At 35.1% G+C, this 23,885-nt stretch carries 29 protein-coding genes; all 29 read left to right on the top strand.

All coding sequences use genetic code 11. The features are described from left to right. The first annotated feature begins 1 nt into the window (after position 1). Positions 2 to 1,006 carry a flagellar motor switch protein FliG gene (fliG, locus tag KH893_RS06385; RefSeq protein WP_281165319.1) on the top strand — a complete coding sequence of 335 codons (1,005 nt, stop codon included), beginning with the start codon at positions 2 to 4 and terminating at the stop codon, positions 1,004 to 1,006. Beyond that, entirely contained in the window at positions 990 to 1,742 is a 753-nt protein-coding gene (locus tag KH893_RS06380; protein WP_281165318.1) for a FliH/SctL family protein, read from the top strand. Before fliG ends, KH893_RS06380 begins: the two co-directional genes overlap by 17 nt. A 4-nt stretch (positions 1,743 to 1,746) precedes the next feature. After that, positions 1,747 to 3,075, top strand: coding sequence for a FliI/YscN family ATPase (locus KH893_RS06375; protein ID WP_281165317.1), 1,329 nt, complete (start codon positions 1,747 to 1,749; stop codon positions 3,073 to 3,075). Between the two features lie 26 nt (positions 3,076 to 3,101). Further along, a complete protein-coding gene (fliJ, locus tag KH893_RS06370) occupies positions 3,102 to 3,527 on the top strand; it encodes a flagellar export protein FliJ (RefSeq protein WP_281165316.1) in 426 nt (141 codons plus the stop codon). A gap of 33 nt (positions 3,528 to 3,560) precedes the next feature. Beyond that, positions 3,561 to 5,258: a flagellar hook-length control protein FliK gene (locus KH893_RS06365; RefSeq protein WP_281165315.1), complete on the top strand. Its 1,698-nt coding sequence runs from the start codon at positions 3,561 to 3,563 to the stop codon at positions 5,256 to 5,258. Between the two features lie 20 nt (positions 5,259 to 5,278). Then, positions 5,279 to 5,719, top strand: a complete 441-nt coding sequence (locus KH893_RS06360; protein WP_281165314.1) for a flagellar hook capping FlgD N-terminal domain-containing protein — start codon at positions 5,279 to 5,281, stop codon at positions 5,717 to 5,719. Continuing rightward, positions 5,716 to 6,078, top strand: coding sequence for a flagellar protein (locus KH893_RS06355; protein WP_281165313.1), 363 nt, complete (start codon positions 5,716 to 5,718; stop codon positions 6,076 to 6,078). Before KH893_RS06360 ends, KH893_RS06355 begins: the two co-directional genes overlap by 4 nt. Before the next feature lie 78 nt (positions 6,079 to 6,156). Continuing rightward, on the top strand, positions 6,157 to 7,029 hold the full coding sequence (locus tag KH893_RS06350; RefSeq protein WP_281165312.1) for a flagellar hook-basal body complex protein: 873 nt from the start codon (positions 6,157 to 6,159) through the stop codon (positions 7,027 to 7,029). A 41-nt stretch (positions 7,030 to 7,070) separates the two neighbouring features. Then, on the top strand, positions 7,071 to 7,271 hold the full coding sequence (locus KH893_RS06345; protein ID WP_281165311.1) for a flagellar FlbD family protein: 201 nt from the start codon (positions 7,071 to 7,073) through the stop codon (positions 7,269 to 7,271). Between the two features lie 16 nt (positions 7,272 to 7,287). Then, complete coding sequence (locus tag KH893_RS06340) at positions 7,288 to 7,773, top strand: flagellar basal body-associated FliL family protein (protein ID WP_281165310.1); 486 nt, start codon at positions 7,288 to 7,290, stop codon at positions 7,771 to 7,773. Between the two features lie 14 nt (positions 7,774 to 7,787). Continuing rightward, positions 7,788 to 8,165, top strand: a complete 378-nt coding sequence (locus tag KH893_RS06335; RefSeq protein WP_281165309.1) for a flagellar biosynthetic protein FliO — start codon at positions 7,788 to 7,790, stop codon at positions 8,163 to 8,165. After that, entirely contained in the window at positions 8,166 to 8,939 is a 774-nt protein-coding gene (gene fliP, locus KH893_RS06330; RefSeq protein ID WP_281165308.1) for a flagellar type III secretion system pore protein FliP, read from the top strand. A gap of 13 nt (positions 8,940 to 8,952) precedes the next feature. Further along, the gene (gene fliQ / locus KH893_RS06325; RefSeq protein WP_281165307.1) at positions 8,953 to 9,216 is read left to right on the top strand and encodes a flagellar biosynthesis protein FliQ; all 264 of its coding nucleotides are present in this window, start codon (positions 8,953 to 8,955) and stop codon (positions 9,214 to 9,216) included. Between the two features lie 13 nt (positions 9,217 to 9,229). Further along, positions 9,230 to 9,991, top strand: a complete 762-nt coding sequence (fliR, locus tag KH893_RS06320; protein ID WP_281165306.1) for a flagellar biosynthetic protein FliR — start codon at positions 9,230 to 9,232, stop codon at positions 9,989 to 9,991. A gap of 9 nt (positions 9,992 to 10,000) precedes the next feature. Next, positions 10,001 to 11,068, top strand: a complete 1,068-nt coding sequence (locus KH893_RS06315; RefSeq protein ID WP_281165305.1) for an EscU/YscU/HrcU family type III secretion system export apparatus switch protein — start codon at positions 10,001 to 10,003, stop codon at positions 11,066 to 11,068. Positions 11,069 to 11,089: 21 nt separating this feature from the next. Next, positions 11,090 to 13,156 carry a flagellar biosynthesis protein FlhA gene (flhA, locus tag KH893_RS06310; RefSeq protein ID WP_281165304.1) on the top strand — a complete coding sequence of 689 codons (2,067 nt, stop codon included), beginning with the start codon at positions 11,090 to 11,092 and terminating at the stop codon, positions 13,154 to 13,156. A 30-nt stretch (positions 13,157 to 13,186) separates the two neighbouring features. Next, entirely contained in the window at positions 13,187 to 13,894 is a 708-nt protein-coding gene (locus KH893_RS06305) for a FliA/WhiG family RNA polymerase sigma factor (RefSeq protein ID WP_281165303.1), read from the top strand. Then, on the top strand, positions 13,891 to 14,601 hold the full coding sequence (locus KH893_RS06300) for a flagellar hook-basal body protein (protein WP_281165302.1): 711 nt from the start codon (positions 13,891 to 13,893) through the stop codon (positions 14,599 to 14,601). Before KH893_RS06305 ends, KH893_RS06300 begins: the two co-directional genes overlap by 4 nt. Positions 14,602 to 14,618: 17 nt before the next feature. Then, positions 14,619 to 15,404, top strand: a complete 786-nt coding sequence (locus tag KH893_RS06295; RefSeq protein WP_281165301.1) for a flagellar hook-basal body protein — start codon at positions 14,619 to 14,621, stop codon at positions 15,402 to 15,404. A gap of 10 nt (positions 15,405 to 15,414) precedes the next feature. Further along, a complete protein-coding gene (locus KH893_RS06290; RefSeq protein WP_281165300.1) occupies positions 15,415 to 16,125 on the top strand; it encodes a cell division ATP-binding protein FtsE in 711 nt (236 codons plus the stop codon). Between the two features lie 144 nt (positions 16,126 to 16,269). Then, positions 16,270 to 17,568, top strand: coding sequence for a methyl-accepting chemotaxis protein (locus tag KH893_RS06285; RefSeq protein ID WP_281165299.1), 1,299 nt, complete (start codon positions 16,270 to 16,272; stop codon positions 17,566 to 17,568). An 18-nt stretch (positions 17,569 to 17,586) separates the two neighbouring features. Further along, positions 17,587 to 18,084, top strand: a complete 498-nt coding sequence (locus KH893_RS06280; protein WP_281165298.1) for a chemotaxis protein CheW — start codon at positions 17,587 to 17,589, stop codon at positions 18,082 to 18,084. Continuing rightward, the gene (locus KH893_RS06275; RefSeq protein WP_427859977.1) at positions 18,053 to 18,562 is read left to right on the top strand and encodes a chemotaxis protein CheD; all 510 of its coding nucleotides are present in this window, start codon (positions 18,053 to 18,055) and stop codon (positions 18,560 to 18,562) included. The genes KH893_RS06280 and KH893_RS06275 overlap by 32 nt, the downstream gene beginning before the upstream one ends. 13 nt (positions 18,563 to 18,575) lie before the next feature. Beyond that, the gene (cheB, locus tag KH893_RS06270; protein WP_281165296.1) at positions 18,576 to 19,595 is read left to right on the top strand and encodes a chemotaxis-specific protein-glutamate methyltransferase CheB; all 1,020 of its coding nucleotides are present in this window, start codon (positions 18,576 to 18,578) and stop codon (positions 19,593 to 19,595) included. 5 nt (positions 19,596 to 19,600) lie between these two features. Next, positions 19,601 to 20,374: a CheR family methyltransferase gene (locus KH893_RS06265; RefSeq protein WP_281165295.1), complete on the top strand. Its 774-nt coding sequence runs from the start codon at positions 19,601 to 19,603 to the stop codon at positions 20,372 to 20,374. A 21-nt stretch (positions 20,375 to 20,395) separates the two neighbouring features. After that, on the top strand, positions 20,396 to 22,480 hold the full coding sequence (locus KH893_RS06260) for a chemotaxis protein CheA (protein ID WP_281165294.1): 2,085 nt from the start codon (positions 20,396 to 20,398) through the stop codon (positions 22,478 to 22,480). Beyond that, positions 22,477 to 23,067 (top strand): chemotaxis protein CheC, encoded by a 591-nt coding sequence (locus KH893_RS06255; protein WP_281165293.1) that lies wholly within the window; start codon positions 22,477 to 22,479, stop codon positions 23,065 to 23,067. The genes KH893_RS06260 and KH893_RS06255 overlap by 4 nt, the downstream gene beginning before the upstream one ends. 15 nt (positions 23,068 to 23,082) lie before the next feature. Next, positions 23,083 to 23,445, top strand: coding sequence for a response regulator (locus KH893_RS06250; RefSeq protein WP_281165292.1), 363 nt, complete (start codon positions 23,083 to 23,085; stop codon positions 23,443 to 23,445). A 20-nt stretch (positions 23,446 to 23,465) separates the two neighbouring features. After that, complete coding sequence (locus tag KH893_RS06245) at positions 23,466 to 23,867, top strand: chemotaxis protein CheW (protein ID WP_281165291.1); 402 nt, start codon at positions 23,466 to 23,468, stop codon at positions 23,865 to 23,867. Positions 23,868 to 23,885: the final 18 nt, after the last annotated feature.

The raw sequence follows: 23,885 nt of genomic DNA, 5'->3' as shown, positions 1-23,885 counted from the left end.
TATGGATTCAATGGAAGGTATAAAGAAAGCGGCAATTCTTTTGATATCTTTAGGTTCAGAAGCTTCTTCGAAAGTTATGAAGCTTTTACCGGATAGTGTAATCCAGAAAGTCAGTTATGAAATTGCTAATATTGAATCTGTTGATGCTGAACAAAGAGCTAAAATACTGGATGAGTTAGTAAATACAGCTAAAGCACGTAAATATGTTTTAGAAGGCGGGATTGAATACGCTAAGGAGTTATTGCGTCAAGCTTTAGGACCGCAAAAAGCAAAAGAAGTTTTGGACTTTTTAAAGCAAGTACAATTAAAAGAACGACCGTTTGACATTGTTCGTCGGGCTGATGTACATCAGTTGGTTAATTTGTTAAGGGATGAGCATCCACAAACAGTGGCGTTAATATTTTGCTATTTACAACCTGGGAAAGCTGCGGAGGTATTATCGCATTTCTCACCGCAAAAGCAGGCCGATATTGTTGAGCGCATTGGAACAATTTCAAGTACTTCTCCAACAGTTGTAAAGCAAGTTGAAAAAGTTATTGAAAGTAAATTTTCTACTTATGTCGAGAATAATAGCGAGAATATTGGTGGAGTCAAAACATTAGTTGACATTTTGAATTCTGTTAGTCGAAGTAATGAAAAACATATTTTGGAGGATTTAGAAAAACGGCAACCTAAATTGGCTGCTAAAGTTAAAGCTAGCTTGTTTACGTTTGAAGATATTATTACGCTTCAAGCACGAGATGTTCAAAAAGTTTTGCGTGATGTTCCAAATGATGTTTTGGTTTTGGCACTTAAAGGTACTGAAGATAGTATTAAAGAGTTTATCTTTTCTAATATGTCAACTCGGGCAGTTGATAATCTTAAGGAAGAAATTGAATTCTTGGGGCCAACAAGATTGTCGAATGTTGAAGAAGCTCAACAAAAAGTTGTTGAAACGATTCGTCGTTTAGATGATGCTGGGGAAATCATTATTCAAAGAGGTGGACAAGATGAAGTCGTTGAATAATAATGTCTTAAAGAATTCGAATGTTACAGAAACGGTTGACTCAAAAACGATAGTTACTCGACGATTACCTATTAAGAGCAAACATAATAATGCTGACCTAATTTGGTTGAAAGATGGCAATTTAAATCCGCAAACCAATCAGCTACCCAAAGAAAAAGTCGATGAATTTCTTGAAATTCAAGATAAAGTAATTGCTCAAGCTAAAAAAGTTGCTGAGAAATTAAAACAAAAGGGGTACGATGATGGTTTTGCTGAAGGTAAAAAAACTGGTTATCAAGAGGGTTATCAAAGTGGTAGTTATGAAGGAAGAAAATTAACAGAGAAACTGACTAATCAGGCAAAACAGAATTTACAAACAGCTTTGGATACTGCTGAACAGTACTCACTTGAGAAACAAACTGAATTGATTGGTTTTGCAATGAAAATGGCTGAGATATTAATTAAAAAGGAGTTAGACATTAATCCAGACACAATTAAAAATATTTTGCAGCCAATACTTTTAAGAATCCGTCAACCTGATCAAATGTTGATTATTAAAGCTCATCCGCGTTACCATCAACAAATTGAAAAACAAATGAAAATAGAAAAAGAAAAATTGCCAAATATGCGGTATTTAATTTTAGATGATTTTGAATATTCTGCTTATCAAGTTACAGTCGAAACTGATACAGCAATACTTTCATTTGATTTGGCAAAAGAACTTACCAGATTTTTAAAGAAAAACCAAATGAGGTGATGGAATGGGATTCTCACTTCCAATGGATAGTTATTTAAAAAAGGCGCAAAAGTATCAGTTCTTTTTTACCTATGGCAAGGTCAGCGAAGTTGTTGGACTTTTGATCAAGGTAGAGGGATTAGATGTTTTTATTGGTGAGATTTGTAAAATAAAGATTAATGATGAAGGAAAATTTGCATTAACAGAAGTAGTTGGTTTCGTAAAAGAAACAGTTTTGTTGATGCCATTAGGAGAATTATCAGGTATTAAGCCAGGATGTTTAGTTTACCCATCAGGGAAGCCGTTAACGGTTGAAGTTAGCGAGAAACTTTTGGGTCATACCCTTGATGGCTTGGGGAAAATAATTGATGGACCAGCAATTGATCACGACGATTTAGTGAGCTATCCTGTCCAGCGAGTTTCCCCGGACCCTTTTAAAAGAAAACCAATTCAAGAAATCTTGCCGACAGGAATTAGAGCCCTTGATGGCTTGCTAACGGTTGGTGAAGGTCAAAGGTTAGGAATTTTTGCGGGTAGTGGAGTTGGAAAAAGTACTTTATTAGGGATGGTTGCAAAGTATTGTGCAGCGGATGTGATTGTAATTGGCTTGATTGGTGAACGAGGCCGTGAAGTTCAAGACTTTATTAGAAAAGACTTGGGCGTAGAGGGTTATAAGAAGTCGGTGGTTGTTTGTGCAACTTCCGATAAGCCGCCCTTGGTTCGCTTAAAGGGCGCTTATGTTGCCACTGCTATTGCTGAATATTTTCGTGATCAAGGTAAAAAAGTTGTGTTGATGATGGATTCAGTAACTAGATTTGCGATGGCTCAGCGTGAAATCGGGTTATCAATTGGGGAGCCTCCGACAACCAAGGGGTATCCTCCTTCAGTTTTTGCAAATTTGCCTAAGCTGTTGGAACGGAGCGGAACATCAGAAAATGGTTCGATTACCGCCTTCTACACGGTCCTAGTTGAAGGCGATGATATGAATGAACCTATAGCTGATGCAGTTCGTGGGATTCTAGATGGACATATAATTCTTTCAAGAAAGATTGCTAGTCAAAATCATTATCCTGCAATTGACGTTCAAAACAGTTTGAGTAGGTTAATGAAAGATTTAGTAACAAAGCAGCAGTATAAAGCTGCTGGAGAATTGAGAGAAAATATGACTGTTTATGCCGATGCTAAGGATTTATTAGATGTTGGGGCTTACAAATCAGGAACAAACGCAGTAATTGATTATGCAGTTTCCCTACATCATCCAATTGACATATTTCTTTGCCAGCAGGTTGAAGAATTCTCACCATATCAAGAAACACTTAAAAAATTACTGGGTTTATTTGGGGATAGTCGTTAATAAGGATATTGCGATAGGAGTTGCCAATGAAAGAATTTAAGTTTTCTTTAAATAAATTACTTGAGTTTCGTGAACAAAAAGAAGAAAGCGTCAAGGAAGAATTACTAATGGCTCAAAAAAGTTTAAGAGTTAGTGAGCAACAGTTACATGCCTTGGAAGCAGAAAAAAGGGTAGCTTTTAATGTTTCAGACTTTAATGTTGGGAAAATGCAATTGCAATATCGTTATATTTTAGGCTTGCAACACAAAATAAAAGAAACCCAAGTAACGATTTTAAAAAAACAAAAAGTAGTTGACCAAATTATGAGCAGAATGGTTGAGGCTCAAAAAGATCGTAAAGTATTGGAAAAATTACAAGAAAAGCAACACGAGCAATATTTAATTGATGAAAAACATCAAGAACAAAAAATTATTGATGAAATAGCTAATCGGAAAAAGTTTTCTTTATTTTAATAAATTCTTTTATTTTGAAAGGAGGTGATATGGATGGGAAATTACGTAGACAAAATGGTAACCGCAATTAGTGATAATAATGATTCAATCAAAAAGGGTACTTATTCGGATAAAAGTTTGTTTGATCAAGCCTTGAATGTGTATTCAGTGAGTCAAAAGTCGTCTTCCACGAAAGATGAGGACGACAAAACTAGTAAAAAAAGCAGTTCGCAAAAAAGTAAAAAGGAAAGTTCGACAAATAGTTCTTCAACTGAATCTAATTTAAATGCTGATAACTCATTGAGTGATACAGAAACGATCCTAAAGATGAGTAATCAGACAAATAGTTCTTCAGCGGAGTCGGTTGAATCCGGTAGTAATGAATTTTCATTTTCAGGAATAGGGACAACAACACTGAATGATACTCTAGAAACAAGATCAACAGTAACTTCACAAAAAGATGACAATGAAGGAGCGCCAAATGATTTGCAGTCATCAACTACAGGAATTGCGGTGGCAACTCAGTCAGCAATAACTCAGTCAGCGATAACTCAGCAACAGCAGGCAACGACAGCAGATTCTAACCCAGCAACGGTTGTAAGCGATGGTGAAACTGCCAATCAAACAGCATCGACCACGGCAACGTCGGTGATAAGTCAAGTAAAAGAATCCCAGCAGCAAGCGATGATAGTTGCAGATGCTAGTACTGTAGCTACAGCTGTTGATGCGCCCAGCAGTCAAGAATCTCCCAGCAGTCAAGAATCATCAATTACAGCAACGTCGATGATAACTCAGTTAGCAACAGCTCAGTCAGCAACAACTCAGTCAGCGATAACTCAGCAACAGCAGGCAATGACAGCAGATTCTAACCCAACAACAGTTGTAAGTGACATTGGTGCAACTAGCAGTCAAGAATCAGCAACTACTGATGCAGAAGTGGCAAACAAGTCGTCAACTACAGCAGTGACGATTGATCAAACTAAATTAGTAACACAGGAAAATTCTGTTATATCGGCAACTGAACAAGATGATAATTCTTCAGATGATGACTCAAAAGTTGAAGCTTTGCAGATCAGTTCAGCTGAAACCAATAGCAGTTCAGGTGTTTTTTCCTCAAAAGAAAATAATAAGGATCTTAATGCTGAACAAAATGATAGTAACCGGACTATAAATACTAATGTCCAAGTCACAACAGATGTTGTCGTTCAAACTGATTCTGATGCAACTAATTTTGCTACTTCAGCAAAACAAGTTGTATTAGATACCTCTAGTGATACTAGCCAAAATCAATTAGTAAATGATTTATTAAATGAGGTAAGCTCAAGCGATTTAAGTTCCAGTACAAGTACGGGTATCAAAACTATTACCGTAAAACTTATACCTGAAAACTTAGGTAGTGTTCAAGTTACGATGAAGGTCACACAAAGTCAAGTTTCATTGGAAGTAAAGGTTCAGGATTCACAGGTCAAACAGCTTTTTGATAAAGTAACTGAAAAATTTGGTCAAATTATTCAAAATCAATCATTTTTGAATTCAGATTCATCAGCTAAATTACAATCAACAGATTTTACAAATAATTTAGTTCAAATGAATTTTTCGTCTGATTCAAATGAGTCTGCACGCCAATATGCTTCAAAACAGAATTCTTCTAAATTACAATTATCAAATTCAAAATTTGATGAGACATTAAAGCAACAAAATGCTGAACAGCAAACAGTTTATTCAAAAGGAACGATTAGTATTTTGGTTTAAAAAATTAAGGAGGAATAAAATTGAACGACACTCTTACTTCTGCAATCGCATCATTATCGAGCTCAACTATTTACAATAATACAGATTCATCTGATTCTAATACAACAGTTTCAATGGATGACTTCCTGAAAATTCTTTCAGCAACCATGAGTAACCCATCAATTGATGACAGTAGCTCTTCTAGTAGTAGCTCCGGCTCTGATTATATGTCTGAATTAGCTCAATACGAAAGTCTAAATACTTTAACAGAAATGAATCAGACTTTAACGGCCTCTGTTGAGCTTCAACAACAACAGGAAGCTTTAGGAATGTTAGGTAAGAATGTTACTTTAACGGATAATGGGTCAACTGTTTCCGGAACAGTTGATCAGGTCAAATTTGAAAATGGAATGGGAACAATTGTAGTTAATGGAAACGAGTATGAATTGAGTTCGTTAAGCTCAGTTAGTGAGAATAGTTGACGTCATTTAAAGTATCTAATTCGTTACAAAATGATGTTTCAAATAAAAGTTATTCAGCTGCTGCAAAAAAAAGTGATACTTTTGCTAAGTTGCTGCAGACTGAGCAATCAAAAATAAATATTTCTAAACATGCACAACAACGTCTTGATTCAAGGAATTTAAATCTGAAACAAGAGGACATGAATCAATTATCTACAGCAATGGATGAATTGAAAGATAAAGGCAGTAAGGAGTCATTATTAGTTTATAAAAATATGGGGATTATTGCCAATGTTCAAAATCGTACGATTATTACTGCAATGGATATGAACGAATTAGGCACGGTAACAAATATTGATAGTACAAAGTTTATTAAATGATTTTGTGGCTGGACCGCAAGGAAGCCACAGTATTTTCCGAATGACAGAAGAAGATACGATTTAAGGAGGAATTTTAAAATGTTAAGATCTCTTTATTCAGGTGTTAGTGGATTGAAAAGCTTTCAAACAGATTTAGATGTGGTAGCTAACAATATTGCCAATACAAATACAGTTGGATATAAGTCCAGTCGAGTTGTTTTTCAAGATTTGATTAGTCAAACTGTTTCCAATGCTTCTTCACCAACGACTACATCAGGTGGGATTAATGCTAAACAAGTCGGTTTGGGGACGGAAGTTGGATCGATTGATACGGATACTTCTGCTGGTTCACCAGAAACAACCGATAGTGATCTTGATCTATATATTGATGGTAATGGATACTTTGCCGTTGAGGGAACTGGTGAAAATGCGCAAACTTACTATACGCGCAATGGTGATTTTGAACTTGATAGTGATAAAAATTTAGTAACATCAGATGGTTTAAAAGTTTTAGGATGGACAGAAGATGCAACTGAATATACAGGAAGTGATACAGTTTCAACCTCAGGAACACCAAGTACTATAAGCATCCCATCAGAAGTAGATGGTGAAGAATACAGTGACGGGTCATTAGCGATTGACTCAAGTGGGATTCTCACTGCTACCTATGGAAGCACTAAATATGTTTTGGGACAAGTGGCGTTGGCAACTTTCAACAATGCCGGTGGTTTGGAAAAAGTAGGTAGTAGTTTATATGAAACATCTTCTAACTCGGGAACAGCTAACTATACAACAGCTGGAGATGATGGTACAGGTTCATTAGTATCAGGTGAATTGGAAATGTCAAATGTTGATTTGTCATCTGAATTTACTGAAATGATTATTGCTAATCGTGCTTATCAAGCTAATGCTAAAGTTATCACCACATCAGATGAAATTTTACAAGTTTTGACTAACTTAAAACAAAGCTAAAAACAGTTAATTACTGTTAAGTTAGGGTGAGGTGGGAGGAAATGATTGAGCTAACATCATTAAATGGTTCAAGATTTTACTTGAATCCAGACTTAATATATCGTGTCGAACAAGTGCCTGATACTACAGTTACTTTGACTACAGGTAAAGTCTTAGTAGTTAAGGAAAAAGCTATTCAAATTAGACAGTTAATCATTGACTATCGGCATCAAATTTTAGTTGGGATCCAAAGAAGAGTTTAGAGTAAGGTGACTGATAATGGCAGATGAAGAAAATGGCAAGAAAAAATCTAAGGGAAGAAAATGGCTGATTATTATTCCACTCGTTTTGGTTTTAGCCGTTGGAGGTGGAGTCGCTGGGAATTATCTTGCTAGCAAATATTTAGGTAACGAAAATAAAACGGAAAAAAAAGAAAAAACTGGTGGTGTAGCTGCTAGTAAAGAAATATATCCGATGAATAAGTTTTTAGTTAATTTGGCAACTGATGGCTCAAGTTCTCAAAAGTACATTAGTATAAAACTATCATTAGTTATCTCGAAGAAAGATGCATCTGGTGTCAAGAAGAATCAAGCTTTAATTAGAGATAGTGTAATTAATGTATTACGCCAAAAAAAAGAAAGTGATATTTTGTCTGGGCAAAATGCTACGCCACAATTGAAACAGGAGCTTGTAACGACGATCAATCAGAATTATGGGAAGAATGTGGTGTCTGAAATATTTATTACGGATATGGTGATCCAGTAATTTGGAGGGGAACTATGCTTTTAACAGTCATTAAAATGATCATTGGTTTAGTGATCGTTATTTATCTAATTAACATTTTTTTGAAATATCTGAATCATTATTCATTGAAGACTAATAAAGCATTACGAATTTTGCAGAAAATTCCAGTTAGTAAGAGTTCATCAATTGGAATTGTTCAGATTTTGGATCATGTGTATGTGATGAGTTTTTCTGAGAGTCAAAATCAAATTTTGTTTGAGTTGTCAGTGCAAGAAGCTCATAAATTATTAAAAATAATTGATCAGCAAAATTTTTCAGATACGAAACAAACAAAACAAGCTTTTCAGGAATTGATAAAAAAATTTCAAGATAATTTGCAAAGTAGATATGATAATAAAAAGAGGAAGAAGTAAATGAAAAGAAAGGTTTTTTTACCGTTAGCAGCAGGGCTTGCAACTTTAATTTTTACTTTAAATATAGCAACACCGGTTTTAGCTATTAATGCGAAAAACCTTTCTTCAACAGTCAACAATTTACTGGGGAGTAATGGCAGCTCGTCTCAGATTATTAATACTTTTTTACTGTTAACAATCTTGTCTTTTATTCCGCTTTTGCTAGTAATGACAACATCTTTTACACGAATTATCATGGTGCTTTCTTTTACGCGAAGTGCTTTAGGTACACAGTCAAATCCTCCTAACCAAGTGTTGATTGGTTTGGCTTTATTTTTAACTTTTTTCATTATGCGGCCTACATATAGTAATATCTATCAGCAGGCAGTAGTTCCATATGAAAAACAAGAAATTACCCGAACACAAGCAATTAATCGTTCGGAGATCAGCGTCAAGAAATTTATGTATCGACAAACACGTCAAAAGGATATTCAACTATTTGTTTCTCAAAGTGATCATCCAAATCAGAAATATAGTTCATATAAAAAGATACCATTAACAATTATTACACCTGCGTTCATTTTAAGTGAATTAAGAACGGCCTTTAGTATTGGTTTCTTGATTTTTATTCCTTTTTTAATTATTGATATGGTAGTTTCAAGTGTATTGATGTCAATGGGAATGGTGATGTTGCCTCCAGTGATGATCTCATTACCATTTAAACTTTTATTATTTGTACTTTCTGATGGTTGGTATTTACTGGTGGAATCTTTAATTAAAAGTTTCAACAGCTAAGGAGGAACACTAGATGTCAGTTGAGTTAGTCATGGATATAATGCGAGATACATTTATTCGAGTATTATTGGTTTCTGGACCGGTTTTGATAGTGGGAATGATAGTCGGTTTAATTATTAGTATTTTGCAGGCTACTACTCAGATTCAGGAACAGACATTGAGTTTTGTGCCTAAACTAGTGGCTGTATTTTTAACTTTGATTCTTACTGGGAATTTTATGATAAATATATTGTTGGAGTTTGTTAAATATATATTTAAGCTGATTTCATCACAGTGAGGAGAGACATGCTTTGATTTCGAATGGTCAAATTCAGGTAGTGGCACTTTTATTGTGCCGAATCATGTCATTTATTGCGGCAGCTCCCGTTTTTTCACAGAAAGACTTTCCCAATCTAGCAAAAATAATTTTGGGGTTTGGTATTATCGTATCAGTTTACCCTCAAATTGATAATTATCATGTAATAACTAGCCTAATAGCCTTTTTACTGATAGTTGTTAAAGAAATCTTGGTTGGATTAGCGATGGGATATATTGGGCAATTAGTTTTTAATGCAATCTCAATCGCTGGACAAATGATTGATTTTCAAGTTGGTTTTTCAATGGCTCAAGCTTATGACTCAACTTTTCAGGTTATGTCTTCGCAATATGGGAAAATGTATTATTGGTTAGCTGTGGCACTCTTTTTTATGATGAATCTTCATCAACAACTGATAATCGGTGTCATTAAATCTTTTAAAATAATTCCTTTAACTGGTGGGATGGCAGATGGAGCTACTATCCAGGGTGTTGTTAGATTATTTTGTCGTACATTTATAATGGCGATTGAATTAGCAGCACCTTTGGTAATCACGATGCTGATAGTTAATTTATTACTGGGCATTATCTCACGTTCAGTTCCGCAACTGAACGTTTTGATGCTTAGCTTATCATTGCAGGCGGGGTTGAGTTTTTTAATAGTTTTAATTATGTTGCCAAACATTGTTGATACGTTACAGCAAGTTTTACCACATAGTGTTACTAATATGGAAGAGTTTGTCAGAGCACTTAAATAAGAGGTAAAAATGAAAGATAGAGATAGTAAAACTGAAAAACCAACTGCTTATCGATTACGTCAAGCAAGACGTGAAGGAAATATACCGCGAAGTCAAGATCTAAATTCTGCAATTTTATTACTTGTTTTTGCCTGCGTTTTTGTTCCATTATGGGAATTTGTAGTCGAACATATATTGCCTTACATGATCGAAAATTTTGAACAATTAGCTAATTATCGACAAATGATTACAGATTTACCTAAGATTGCAGTTCAAATAATGCTTATGATACTATTTCTTTCAGCTCCTTTTTTTGCTATCAGTCTTTCATTAGGCTTTTTAACGAATTTTTTACAGGTTGGGGTAGTTTTTACTGCTAAAACAATAAAACCGGATTTTAAAAAAATCAATCCATTGAGTGGCTTTAAACAAATTTTTAGTATACGAGGATTGGAAAACCTGATAAAAACAATTGCTAAATTTTTAATAGTTGTTTATTTCTGTTATCAAAAGTTTATGAAGTATTTGCCCACGCTGTGTAATCTAAGTGATGTTGAACCAGTCCAAGATCTTTACTTTTTATTGAAATTTGCCCAAAGCCTTTCACTTGAAATTTCAATTATTTTGCTTGTTTTGGGATTTTTTGATTATGGTTTTCAATTTTATACGCATCGACGGGATTTGAAAATGACTAAACAAGAAGTAAAAGACGAGTTTAAGCAACGTGAAGGAGATCCAAAATTTAAGTCAAAACGCCGTTCTAAATATATAGCTATGATTCGTAACTCTCTCCAACAAGTTAAAAATGCAACGGTTTTGGTTACAAATCCAACGCATTTAGCATTGGCAATTAAATATGACAAAAATGATGAAGGTGTGCCGGTTCTGTTGGCTAAAGGTGCAGACCGGTTGGCACAACGAATGAAAGAAGAAGCCAAAAAGCAGCAAGTGCCAATTATTGAAAACCGGCCCTTAGCATGGGCACTTTATCGTCAAGTTGAACCAGGAGATTTTGTCCCAGTAGAACTATATGAATCAGTAGCTGAGGTTATTGCAACAGTTTACAAATTAAATGAGGAAAATCAGAATAAAATTTGAGAGTAAGGAGCGTCAAGTATTATGAATCGAATATTTGGCAAAAATATGACTAAATCTGATATCTGGGTGTCTTTTTTAGTCGTTACTATTATCGCATTAATTATTATCCCATTACCCAGCGTGTTGCTGGATATTTTGATCGTTATCAATTTAACTCTCTCAATGAATATTTTATTAATAACTTTATTCACTAAATCAGTATTAGAGTTTTCTTCATTTCCAACTTTACTGTTGTTTACTACGATGTATAAATTGGGCTTAAACATGGCGTCAACTCGCTTAATTCTAACTGATGGTAGTGCTGGTCAAGTTATTAGCGCTTTTGCTAATGTGGTGACGGGTAGCAATTACATTGTTGGGATTATTTTATTTGTTATTATCATGATTGTTCAGTTAGCAGTTGTGACTAATGGTACAGGACGAGTTGCAGAAGTTGCTGCTCGCTTTACTTTGGATGCCATGCCTGGGAAACAAATGGCAATTGATTCTGACTTGAACTCAGGAATAATTGATGAAAAGGCTGCCCGAAAAAAGCGTGAAGATTTACAGCGTGAGGCTGATTTTTATGGCTCAATGGATGGTGCTAGTAAGTTTGTTAAAGGTGATGCTATTGCTAGTATCTTAATAGTTTTGATTAATTTGATTGGCGGACCGATAATCTTTACAGTTAACGGAAGTTTATCAATTACTGAAGCATTGAGTCAATTCGGAAAACTTTCAATTGGTGATGGTTTAGTTAGTGCGATCCCTTCCTTATTAATTTCAATTGCTACTGGTGTTATTGTTACTCGTTCTGATAATGAACAATCTTTTGGATCTTCTTTATCAGCTGATATATTACGTAATCCGCAACTATTTAGAATTATTGCTGTGGTTTTATTAATTTTATCAGTTGTTTCCGGTTTCCCGTTCATCCCATTTGCATCAGTGGGGGTTATACTTTTTTTCATCAGTTCTCTATTGGAAAAAAGAACTGTCAGGACGTTATTGAAGAAAAAACGCCAAGAGCAAAAACTGGAACTAAAGAAGAAAAAGTCAAGTCAGCAGGTCAAACAATCAGTCGCCTCTTTTCAAGTTGACCCTTTGGCAATTGAAATCGGATATGGCTTGATTTCTTTAGTAGACAGTTCAATTGAAAATAGTTTAATGGACCGGATTGTTTCAATTCGTCAGCAAATTGCTAAGGAGTTGGGTATCTTAATTGGTCCGGTTAGAATAAGAGATAACTTGTATTTAGAGTCGAATGAATATTCAATTAAAGTTCGTGGGAATGAGGTAACAAAAGGTAAAATTTATCCGAATAAGTTTATGATTATTGCTCAGGATAATGATAAGTTTTCTTTTAAAGGTATCAAAACTAAGGATCCTGCATTTCATTTGGATGCTCTCTGGATTGATGCTAAGGATAAAGAAAAGGCAGAATTACAAAATTATACAATTATTGAACCTTTGACTGTAATTGCAACTCATTTAAAGGATATCATTTCCAAGCATGCAACGGAGCTATTAGGCAGACAAGAAGTAAAAAAACTGTTAGAAGGAATTAAGAAACAGTCAGGAGTTGTAATTGATGAGTTAATACCAGATGTCATGCGTTTGGGGGAAGTTCAAAAAGTATTACAAAATCTTTTAGCAGAGCAAATTCCGATTAATGATCTGACAGTTATTTTAGAGACCTTAGCTGATTATGGACCGGTTACTAAGGACACCGAAGTTTTAACGGAATATGTTCGTCAAGCATTGAAAAGAACTATTGCTGCTAAATATGCTGGTGAGTCGCAGTTAATTAATATTGTTACAATTCATCCACGCGTGGAAGAAATGGTTGCTCAAAATATTCAAAAAACACCGACAGGATCCTATCCAATTTTAAAATCAGAAGCAGTTAATCAAATTTTGAAAGCTGTAGGAAAAGTTCAAAAGGAATTGGTAATGAAGAATACAAATTTTGTTATTTTGGCATCGCCCAAAATCAGATTAGTGTTTAGAAAATTGATTTCAATGAATTATCCTGATATTGCGGTTCTTTCATTAAATGAAATTCCCAATGAGGTTAAGATTCAAACCGTTGGAAGTATTGATTTTTGATAATTGATACAGGTTGGAAGGAGTCTTTTAATGTATGGCGAAAAACTTGAAGACAAGGTCGTCAAATATTTGCCTTTAGTTGAAAAGGTTGTAAACCGAATCTCCATAAAAAATTCTGAATATGAATATGGGGACTTATATGATACAGGGGTCATTGGTTTAATTGATGCTTTACAAAAATTTGATAATAATAAAAAAGTTCCATTTGAAAGTTATGCTAAAATCCGGATCAAAGGAGCGATTATAGATGAGGTTCGTCAACATGCCAAACTTTCTCGTTATAAAATGGCAAGAATCAACAATTATTATCAAGTTAAACAAAATCTTGATCAAAAACTGAAAAGAGAAGCTACGGATCAAGAAATTACTCAAGCAATGAATATCTCAATTGCTCAACTGAATGAAATTTATGAAGGTATTCATTATTTAGCAAGTATTTCATTGGAAAGTACTATTTTTCCGCAGTCAGATTCATTTTCATTGGAAGATGTTTTAGAAGATTCTAAAGCGCAAAATGGTGAGAGAAAGTTGTTATACCAAGAAAAGAAAGATGCTCTTGTTTTAGCGATCAAAAGGTTAAGTCAGCGTGAGCAACTGGTTTTAAGTTTGTACTATCAGCAAGGGGCAACTTTGAAAGAAATTTCTAAAATATTAGATATCTCGGTTGCTCGTGTCTCCCAAATTCATGGAAAAATAATTATAAAGCTTCGAGACTTGATTGAGGAGGAAATGAAATGATCAGAGGATTAGATACCCTTTATCAAAGTGTCAATATTTTGGAAAAAAGGCAAGAGAATACTAGTGCGAATATTGCAAATATTGAAACAACAGGTTATCAGGCAAAAGAATTATTTCAATCAACTTATAAAGAAGTTCAAATGCATAACTATCAAGGTGGAGAAGATAACGATCAGCGTATCGATTATGATGGTTTTACGTATGGCAATTATATAGCGGGCTCTTACTTGGATTCTTCTAAGGGAGCACTTGAATCAACTGGTCGTTCGACAGACTTTGCAATTAATAGTGATGGTTACTTTACAGTTAGAATGAGTAATGGACAAATAGCTTATACAAGAAATGGTAATTTTGAACTTAATGATCAAAATCAATACGTTACACAAGAAGGCTATCAGGTATTAAGTGCCAACGGAAATCCTGTGACAGCAACGACGACGGGGACTCCTGATTTTGGTATTGTTTCTTTTGATGATGATCAGACACTTCAAAGCTTAGGTAATGCTTATTATTCTAGTCAAAGTGCGGGTACTCAAGTTGCTTCGCCTAACATTGAACAAGGATACCTTGAAGAATCAAATGTATCAGCATCAGATGAAATGGTATCTTTAATTCAAACTTCGCGGGAATTTGAAGCCAATCAAAAGGCCTTAAGTGCAACTAACCAAACCTTAGATAAAGCAGTTAATTACCTTGGCAAGATTTAGCTTGGGGGGATTTCATAATGAATGTTAGCGATATCTTATCAATTAATCAAAGTGGACTAGATGGACTTCAAAATAGTTTGGATACTATTGCAAATAATGTCTCTAATGTTAGTACAGTTGGATATAAAAGTCGAGATACAAGTTTTGGTGAGGCACTAGAAAACTCGATTACCCAGCGAGATGCGAATTATGATACTAGTCAACAAGAAAGTTTAGGAATTGCATCTGGTATGACAGCACAACAGGAATCAATCAATTTTACCCAAGGAGATTTAAAGTCTACTGACTCACAATATGATTTAGCAATTGAAGGCAACGGATTTTTTGGTGTTCGAGATTCCAGTGGGCAACTTTATTTAACAAGAGATGGAGATTTTCATCAGGATGCTGACGGTAATATAGTTAATAGTAGTGGATATAAGCTTGATATTCAAACAACAATTCCAGAGAGCCAGTGGCCACAAGGAACTTTAACAGTTAGTTCATCAGGACAAGTGTCAATTGAAAGTGATGGACAAACTACCCAAGTTGGTACGGTAACTCTTTATCAGCCGACAGATTTGCAGGATTTGCAAGAAGTTGGCAATAACTTGTACCAGTTAACTGGAGGAAATCTATTATCTTCAGCGAATGGAGGTTCCAACTTTGGAAGTATCAAGCAGTATTGCCTAGAAGATTCTACAGTTGATTTAAGTGATTCCATGAGTAATTTAATCTTAACGCAACGAGCATATGAACTAAATGCGCGTTCGTTAGAAACGACAGATGATATATTAGGCACAATTAATCAATTTACAAGTTAGAAGGCTGTCAATGATTAAATTTGAACATGTTTCCAAAGTTTATAGCGGTGGGACCCAAGCTTTAAAAAACATTTCATTCAAAATCGAACAAGGAGAATTTGTTTTTTTAGTAGGATCTAGTGGAGCTGGAAAAACTACGACCTTAAAGTTGATGGATAAAGAAGAATCGCTAACTATGGGATCAATTCAAATGGGAAATATGTTTGTCCAGAAAATAAAACCGCAGCAAACTTATTTATTACGACGACAGATTGGAGTCGTCAGGCAAAAGGATATATTCATTCCAAAATTAACAGTATTTGAAAATCTTACTTATGTTTTAGAAGCGTTAGAGTTTGATGAAGATCAAAAATCACAACGTGCAATTCAAGTTTTAAAGACAGTTGGAATGTTAGCTTATAAAGATAATAAAATTAATGAACTATCAGTTGGTCAGCAAAAAAAAATTGCAATTGCTAGAGCGATAGTTAATCATCCCTTTGTCTTATTGGCAGATGAACCAACAGCTAATTTGGATCCTAAATCTGCAATGGAAATAATGAAGCTTTTTTTCAAACTAAATATGAACCAGACAACAGTTATTATGGCAACTCATGATAGTACAATTGTCAATACTTTACGTCATCGAGTGATTGAGCTTCAACAAGGGAAGTTGATCCGGGATGAGAAAAATGGAACTTACTCCATATTCTCAGATCCTAAAGATGTTTATATTTGGTAAGCATCAGACTTAATTTCTTAAAAATATTACCGATATTTATTATTGGTAGTAGTGCTCAATATTTAGAAAGGAAAAAGGTGATGATGTTTATTTCGGACATTTGATTTTCGGTAATCATAAATTAGTTGTTAGAAGGAGTTAACTATGAAAAAAAAGTTTAGCAGTTATGCAAAAATAATTAAATGGTCTTCATTTATTCCATTTTTGTTAGCAGTTTTGGTTTTAATTTTTTGTTATTACATTGTAATTAAGCCGAGCGAAAGCGCCGCTCTAAATTCACGTTTTAATCTTTTTTCAATAATAATTTCCTTAGTTTTTTTAGTATTGTCAGTTATGTCAAATTTTGTTACGCCCGGGAAGAGTTCTGGAGATCTAGAAAGATTAGAACAGGCATTTGAAAAAGTCAGTGCCGGGGATTTGACCAGTGTTAATAATTTAGAAAAAGTCAAACTGGGGAATACGCTACTGGATAATTTTAAAAGTAAATTTATTGGGATTATTAATATTTTTAAGTCGGTAATTATTGGTTTAAAAGATGAAAGCAAACGTTTGGGGGACATGGCAAGTTCACTTTCCAAAACGACGGCACAGTCTAAAAGCTCAGTTGCTAATGTCAAAGACACAATGACTACTATCGCAAATTCTGCAAGCAAACAGGCTACTGAAGCAGAACAGACTTCAAATGACATGAAAGAATTAGCCGGCAAGATTGAAAAAATTCATCATGAGATCGATCGGATGAATGAGTATGCTGATACATCACGAAAAAGCAATGAAACCAATTCTAAAGTCATGGTCAACGTCTATAATACTTGGGAAAAAGAGCGTAATAATCAAGGACAACTCGTTAAAGAAATGAATGATATGAATAAGGATGTGCAAAGTATTGGGAAGATCGTTCATTTAATTAACGATATTTCTGGACAGACTAATTTATTGGCTTTGAATGCTTCAATTGAAGCTGCACGAGCGGGAGAGGCTGGCAAAGGGTTTGCCATAGTTGCGGAGGAAATTCGCAATTTGGCTGAACAAAGTGGTCAATCAGCCAAGAGTATTACAGAAATAATTGAAGCTATTCGCAAAAAGTCGGGACAAATGGTAACAGCGCTAACTGATTCTTATTCAAATGGCGAAAAGCAAACCGAAACGATCAACACAGCGATTGATTCTTCGAAGCAGATTTCATCAGTGGTTGAAAAGTTTGTTGATAGCATTGAATTAGTAAAAGAGCACATTAATGGAATTTCTGAGGAAAAAGATTTGGTTGCTAAATCAGTCAATTCGATTTCAGCATCAATTTCTGAAACTTCAGCTGGGACAGAAGAAGTTACTGCAAGTATTGAAGAGTTTTATCAGGGGTTAGAGAATCTTGAAAAGACGGTTAAAGAAATTGATGAATCTTCAAATATTCTGAAATTCCAAGTTGATAATTTCAAGATCTAATCAAAGGGGGAAAGTGGTTTGGATCAATATGTAGTTTTTAAAAGTCATGATCAATATTTTGCTTTGCCCGTTCAGGTGATTACCAGGATAATTGAAACTGATGATTTTATTTCTTTGCCGGACGTACCTGATTTTGTATTGGGGGTTTTTGAACATCAAAAACATATGATTCCCATTATTGATTTACGCCGCAAGCTGTTTAATGAATTTACAACAAAATCTGATGCAACTAAAGTCATTTTGTGTGACTGGCAGGATCAACATTTAGGACTTTATGTTGAAAATATAATTGGAATTGAACATCTAAAGGAAACAGATTATGAAAAAGAATTGACCAAAGCAGATCTAAAACATGACTATATTGGAAAGTTTTTAAAATTAAAAGATCAAGTAGTGATTTCTTTAGAATTAGAGTTCTTATTTGATAATCAGCAATCAGAGAACTTAACATCGACTGTCGAAAAACTTGAAAAAGCTGAGGAAAATGCAAATGACGATGAATCCCAAACAAGTTGAGGTAAGAATCGGAATTGCAGAATATAAAATTAGCCAAGCGCCCAATCAGTTGCTAACGGTTGGCTTGGGATCATGTATCGGAACCATCATTTATGATGAACAGACTAAGATTGGCGGTTTAAGCCATGTTATGCTGCCTGATAGTAAACCATTTGCTAGTCGACCAGGCTTGAATCCAGCAAAATTTGCAGATTTAGCGCTTCCTTTAATGGTTGCGGAAATGAATAAAAAGATACCTCATCCGCATTTTAAAGCAAAGATCGTTGGTGGTGCCAATATGTTTAATTTTAAAACAAGTTCTACAAGCCAAAACATTGGTGCGCGAAACAGTGCGGCTGTTAAAGCAACATTACAAAAATTAAAAATACCGTTAGTAGCATCTCATGTTGGTGGAAATAGCGGTCAAACAATGGTAGTTGACTTGAACACTTTTCAAGTTACAGTCAAAATAGTTCATCAAAAAACAGTGTATTTATAAGGACTGGTCGATTATGAATGTTTTAATTGTTGATGATTCTGCTTTTATGCGGAAGGTTATTACTGATTTTGTTAAAAAAATTCCTTGTGTTAAAAATGTTGATTTAGCACATAATGGTCAAGAAGCACTTGATAAAATAAAGCTAAATAATGATATTGATTTAGTGCTAATGGATGTGGAAATGCCAATAATGGATGGCTTGACTGCCTTAAAAAAGATAAAAAGTTTCCAACGAGATTTACCAGTCATGATGCTCAGCGCACTGAATAATCGTCAAGTAACCATTGAGGCACTTGAAGCTGGAGCTGCTGATTTTATTGAAAAGCCAGTTAATTTGTTGAGTATTAGTCAAGACTGGACGGACGATTTTAAAGCCAAAGTCTTAATGGTTGGAGATAAAAAGAATCAATTTCAACATATAAACCATGGTACTGTTGGTAAGGATTCAACCAGCATTATTTCACGTCCAATGCCTGGAGCAATCAATGCTTTGGTAATTGGTGCTTCAACAGGCGGCCCGAAAACATTGTTGGAAATTATTCGCAGTTTGCCACCAGTCTTACGGATCCCGATTTTTATCGTGCAGCATATGCCAAAGGGCTTTACAGCATCTTTTGCGCAACGCATGAACTCAGAGACTAAATGCACAGTGGTTGAGGCAAAGGATGGCATGCCAATTCAGCGACAGGTCTATCTTTGCCCAGGGGACTACCATATGACTTTAGAAACTGGGAAAATAAAATTGAATCAGTTACCAAAGCTTCACGGAACGAGACCAGCAGTTGATTACCTTTTTATATCTGCGGCTGAGGTTTATCGAACAAATTTGGTAGCTGTTTTGTTGACTGGAATGGGTCGTGATGGCGCCAAGGGGATGGCTGAAATTCAGGGCTTAGGTGGTTACAATATTGTCGAGGATGAACAAAGCTGTGTAATTTTCGGGATGCCCGGAAGTGCAGTTGAATTAGGTGTAGTTAATGAAGTTTTGAGTTTAACTGCTATCAAAAAAAGAATTAATCAGATAACTAGGTGAAACAAATGGAACTAAATTTTGATTTTTTTAATAAGTGGGTCCAGATTAAGCTAGGTATCAATCTTTCTGACTACAAGCAACGTCAAATGCAAAGAAGAATTGGCAACATCATGCGTGAAACGGGGGCTCAAACTTTAGAGGAATACGCTCATATTCTGGAAAGAGATAAAGCTGCTCGTGAGGCGTTTGTGGAACATTTGACAATTAATGTTACCGAGTTTTATCGCAATAAAGAATTATTTGCTAATTTTGAAGAACAATTATTAGCGACGGTGATTCCGAATGTTTCGGCTCCTAAGATTTGGAGTGCGGCTTGTTCAGATGGTGCTGAACCATATACTTTATCAATTATTGCTGAGAAGAATCATTTATTAGGAACGAAAATTGTTGCGACCGATATTGATAATGATATTTTAAAAAAAGCCAACATTGGAATTTATCGCAAAGATCAAGTTAAGAATCTTTCTTTACAAGATGTAAAAAAGTATTTTGACCAAGTCGATGATAGTCATTATCAGATCAAACAATTTTTAAAAAGTCGCATAGTTTTTAAAAAACAGGATCTATTAAAGAATAGTTACGAAAGAGACTGTAACGTAATTGTTTGTCGCAATGTCACAATATATTTTAAGCCGGAAGTTCGTGATCGAGTATATCAGAAATTTAGTGAGTCACTGGCCCCGGGAGGTATTTTGTTTTCAGGAGCAACCGAAGCAATTAACTTTCCTGAACAATATGGACTGCGAAAAATAGATTCCTTTATCTACCAAAAAGTATAAAGCAGAAAGGGGCTGAAACTAATGGATGATAACAGTGCTTATCGTGAACTTTTTTTTGAAGAAAGTGAAGACAACCTTCAAAAACTGAATGATAATGTATTGGAACTAGAAAAAGAACCCGATAATAAGGATTTAATCAACGAAATCTTTCGTGCAGCCCATACGTTAAAGGGTAGTTCAGCGACAATGGGTTATGATGTTATGACGAAACTTACCCATCGAATGGAAGATATTTTTGATTTATTTAAAACTGATAAATTAAAAGTTAATGGAGACCACATTTCGCTGATTTTTAAGTGCCTGGATAAATTAACAGAGTTATTAAATGATCTGCAAGATGACAAAGATCTTAGTGAGGATCAAATCAGTGAGCTAATTACTGAATTAAATAAAGTAGAAACGAGCGCAACTGGTAAGTCAGTTGAGGATAACTCTGACTCTGTAAGCGGCCAAGAAGACAAAAAACCGCAGACTAAACTTGATACGGTTTTTTCAAACTTGGAAGAACCGGATTTAGATGTTGTTGAACAAGCAAAGAATTCTGGCCACAATATTTTCACAATTGCAATTCGGCTAGATCAAGGTACCTTATTGAAGGGGCCGCGGGTCTTCTTGATCATGCAAAAGCTTGATGCAGAGGGTGATGTGGTCCATACAGAGCCAACAGCTGATTTACTAGAAAATGGTAATTTTGACACGGATTTTAAGTTAGTCTTTGTAACGAATAGTTCATTAGAAGAAGTTAAGTCAATTATCAATAGCAGCAGCGAAATTGATCAAGTGATCGTTGAGAGTTTTGATGGAGAAAAAGCAATGAAGGCTCAAGAGGATCGTAAGAAGAATCCACCGGCTCCTCAAAAAGTCGAAGCTAAGCCTAAAGCTGCTGCACCGGCTAAAAGGACTGCAAAAAAGCCAAAAAGCAGTGAAAAAAAGCAAGAAGCAGCACATCATCCACGCAATCAATCGATTCGAGTTGATCTTGGACGTTTAGATCGCTTTTTGAACCTAGTCTCGGAACTGGTCGTTTATCGTAATCAAATGGAAGATTCAAGCCATCGCAATGATTTGGATGGAATTAAGGACTCACTGGAACAAGTTTCAAGATTAACTTCAGAGTTGCAGGATTTAGTCCTTCGAATTCGAATGCAGCAAGTTAGTCTGGTCTTTAGTCGTTTCCCGCGGATGATTCGTGATTTGAGTCGGGATTTGCATAAAGAGATGGATCTTGTCATCATTGGTGAAGATACCGAACTTGATAAAACCGTTGTTTCTGAATTGGGTGAACCATTGATTCATATGTTGCGTAATTCAGCTGATCATGGAATTGAGGATCCAGATACACGTGAAAAATTAGGTAAACCGCGAAAAGGGACAATAACTCTTTCTGCTTACCAAGAAGGAAATCAGGTTATTATTACTTTGGAAGATGATGGCAAAGGTGTTGATCCGCAAGTTATCAAAAAGAGCGCAGAGGAAAAAGGAATCAATACTGACGGAATGTCTGAGGATGAATTACGATTATTGATATTCCATCCTGGATTTTCAACTGCTAAAAAGATAACTAATATCTCTGGCCGTGGAGTTGGCTTGGATGCGGTGAAGACTAAAATTACCAGTCTAGGTGGTTCAATTGAAATGCGCAGTCAGGTCAATGTTGGTTCGAAGTTCATTATTAAATTGCCGCTGACTTTATCGATAATTCAAGCATTGATGGTCAAAATTGGCAATGAAAACTTTGCAATTCCATTAGATGTGGTTGAAAGGGTCGTAATGCTAGATGAAAGTGAAATCATTTCAACAGCTGAAAATGAGGTTTATCGTTATCAAGGTGGAATAATTCCGATTATTAGAACAAATGAACTGCTGAAAATTAAATCCACTGCTGAGGACAAAAAGTTTGCCATCATCGTTAAGAGTGATCAACAGTATTTCGGGATTTTGGCTGATCAATTGATTGGACAAAAGGAAATTGTCATTAAGAAAATTGATCCAGTTTTGCAAAAAATCAATCGCTATCAAGGTGCAACAATTTTCAATAACGGGTCAATTGCACTGATTTTAGATGTTAACGCACTATGCCAAGGTAAAGGAAAAGTTAAATCATGAAATATACCGATTTACAAATTGATGGGTTACGTGAAATAATAAACATCGGTGGTGGGAATGCAGCCACTAGTATTTCCAAGATGGTTAGCCAAAAGATCGAGATGAAAGTTCCAGAAGTTAAAATTTTAACATATTCAGAACTGTATCAAAAAATCTTAGCTGATGATGTTGAAGTTATTGCTGTAATTAGTAGAATAATAGGTAAATATGAAGGTGCAATTTTGTTTGTTGTAACCAATGATGCAGTTGATCAATTATCTAGTTTGATATTAGGAAATTCAGATCAGCAAGAACAGCAGATAAAACTTTCCGCTATTAATGAATTATCGAATATTGTTTCAAATTCATTTTTAAATGCGATTGGCAAGGTGATAAATGCTCAGTTGATTTCTTCACTGCCACAAATTACTAATGATTTCTTTGGGGCAATAATTAGCAGTGCTTATATGGCATTTGATAATTATGATGAGCAAATTATGGTAATTCGAAATGAGTTCTCTTATTCGAAGCAAAAATTAGATGCTTCGCTGTTCTTAATTCCCGAAGAGGGCGTTTTGGACAAAATGATTGAATCATTAGGAATTTGAAAGGAGTATATAGAAGTGGGAAAAAAAATATTAATCGTAGATGATGCGGTGTTCATGCGAATCAAATTAAAAGATATTTTGGAGAAAAATGGTTATGAGGTGGCTGGTGAGGCTCAAAACGGGAAAGAAGCTATTGAAAAATATCAAAGTGTCAGTCCAGATTTAGTGACCATGGATATTACGATGCCAGAAGTTGATGGAATTCAAGCTTTAAAGAAGATCCGAGAAAATGATGGCAGTGCCAAAGTTATTATGTGTAGCGCGATGGGACAGCAAGGAATGGTGATGGATGCCATCAAGGCTGGAGCAATTGACTTCATTGTTAAACCATTTGACACGGAACGGGTTATTAAAGCTGTTGATAAGGCACTTTCGTAAACTGCGGGGAGATGTAGCAGATGCAGATGATTTTATTTAAATTGAATCAGCAGTATTATTTGATTTCAGCAGCTTCAGTTGAAGAAGTAATTGATACAGTTGAAATTACACCAGTTCCCTTAGCACCTAAATGGGTCAAAGGACTGATCAATTTAAGAGGAGCTGTGATGACGGTCGTTGCTTTTTCAGATTTAATCAATATGTCGGAACCTAAGGAAAATAAGAATATTTTGATTATGAAAAAAGATGATCAAAGGAAGGGCTTATTGATTGAAGAAGTTATTGAAATTCTTAATGTTGATTCTTCCGAGATCGTTTTAAGCAGTGATAGTAAGAAGAAGAATCCGGATTATTATTCAGGAGTAGTTTCTTTTCCCGATAAGGTTGCTAATGTTATTGATATTAATAAAATTATTTTTTAAAGCTTAAGGAGGAGTTGT

This window comes from Liquorilactobacillus sicerae, assembly GCF_029916425.1.
In the GTDB taxonomy this organism is placed as follows: domain Bacteria; phylum Bacillota; class Bacilli; order Lactobacillales; family Lactobacillaceae; genus Liquorilactobacillus; species Liquorilactobacillus sicerae.
The sequence above is the reverse complement of the archived record's forward strand: the minus strand, read 5'-3'. Positions and strand labels throughout refer to the sequence as shown.

Excerpts from the sequence above, each read along its gene's own strand:
- fliG (WP_281165319.1), top strand. The coding sequence starts at position 2 with ATGGATTCAATGGAAGGTATAAAGAAAGCGGCAATTCTTTTGATATCT.
- KH893_RS06380 (WP_281165318.1), top strand. The coding sequence starts at position 990 with ATGAAGTCGTTGAATAATAATGTCTTAAAGAATTCGAATGTTACAGAA.
- KH893_RS06375 (WP_281165317.1), top strand. The coding sequence starts at position 1,747 with ATGGGATTCTCACTTCCAATGGATAGTTATTTAAAAAAGGCGCAAAAG.
- fliJ (WP_281165316.1), top strand. The coding sequence starts at position 3,102 with ATGAAAGAATTTAAGTTTTCTTTAAATAAATTACTTGAGTTTCGTGAA.
- KH893_RS06365 (WP_281165315.1), top strand. The coding sequence starts at position 3,561 with ATGGGAAATTACGTAGACAAAATGGTAACCGCAATTAGTGATAATAAT.
- KH893_RS06350 (WP_281165312.1), top strand. The coding sequence starts at position 6,157 with ATGTTAAGATCTCTTTATTCAGGTGTTAGTGGATTGAAAAGCTTTCAA.
- KH893_RS06345 (WP_281165311.1), top strand. The coding sequence starts at position 7,071 with ATGATTGAGCTAACATCATTAAATGGTTCAAGATTTTACTTGAATCCA.
- KH893_RS06340 (WP_281165310.1), top strand. The coding sequence starts at position 7,288 with ATGGCAGATGAAGAAAATGGCAAGAAAAAATCTAAGGGAAGAAAATGG.
- KH893_RS06335 (WP_281165309.1), top strand. The coding sequence starts at position 7,788 with ATGCTTTTAACAGTCATTAAAATGATCATTGGTTTAGTGATCGTTATT.
- fliP (WP_281165308.1), top strand. The coding sequence starts at position 8,166 with ATGAAAAGAAAGGTTTTTTTACCGTTAGCAGCAGGGCTTGCAACTTTA.
- fliQ (WP_281165307.1), top strand. The coding sequence starts at position 8,953 with ATGTCAGTTGAGTTAGTCATGGATATAATGCGAGATACATTTATTCGA.
- KH893_RS06315 (WP_281165305.1), top strand. The coding sequence starts at position 10,001 with ATGAAAGATAGAGATAGTAAAACTGAAAAACCAACTGCTTATCGATTA.
- flhA (WP_281165304.1), top strand. The coding sequence starts at position 11,090 with ATGAATCGAATATTTGGCAAAAATATGACTAAATCTGATATCTGGGTG.
- KH893_RS06305 (WP_281165303.1), top strand. The coding sequence starts at position 13,187 with ATGTATGGCGAAAAACTTGAAGACAAGGTCGTCAAATATTTGCCTTTA.
- KH893_RS06300 (WP_281165302.1), top strand. The coding sequence starts at position 13,891 with ATGATCAGAGGATTAGATACCCTTTATCAAAGTGTCAATATTTTGGAA.
- KH893_RS06295 (WP_281165301.1), top strand. The coding sequence starts at position 14,619 with ATGAATGTTAGCGATATCTTATCAATTAATCAAAGTGGACTAGATGGA.
- KH893_RS06290 (WP_281165300.1), top strand. The coding sequence starts at position 15,415 with ATGATTAAATTTGAACATGTTTCCAAAGTTTATAGCGGTGGGACCCAA.
- KH893_RS06285 (WP_281165299.1), top strand. The coding sequence starts at position 16,270 with ATGAAAAAAAAGTTTAGCAGTTATGCAAAAATAATTAAATGGTCTTCA.
- KH893_RS06275 (WP_427859977.1), top strand. The coding sequence starts at position 18,053 with ATGCAAATGACGATGAATCCCAAACAAGTTGAGGTAAGAATCGGAATT.
- cheB (WP_281165296.1), top strand. The coding sequence starts at position 18,576 with ATGAATGTTTTAATTGTTGATGATTCTGCTTTTATGCGGAAGGTTATT.
- KH893_RS06265 (WP_281165295.1), top strand. The coding sequence starts at position 19,601 with ATGGAACTAAATTTTGATTTTTTTAATAAGTGGGTCCAGATTAAGCTA.
- KH893_RS06260 (WP_281165294.1), top strand. The coding sequence starts at position 20,396 with ATGGATGATAACAGTGCTTATCGTGAACTTTTTTTTGAAGAAAGTGAA.
- KH893_RS06255 (WP_281165293.1), top strand. The coding sequence starts at position 22,477 with ATGAAATATACCGATTTACAAATTGATGGGTTACGTGAAATAATAAAC.
- KH893_RS06245 (WP_281165291.1), top strand. The coding sequence starts at position 23,466 with ATGCAGATGATTTTATTTAAATTGAATCAGCAGTATTATTTGATTTCA.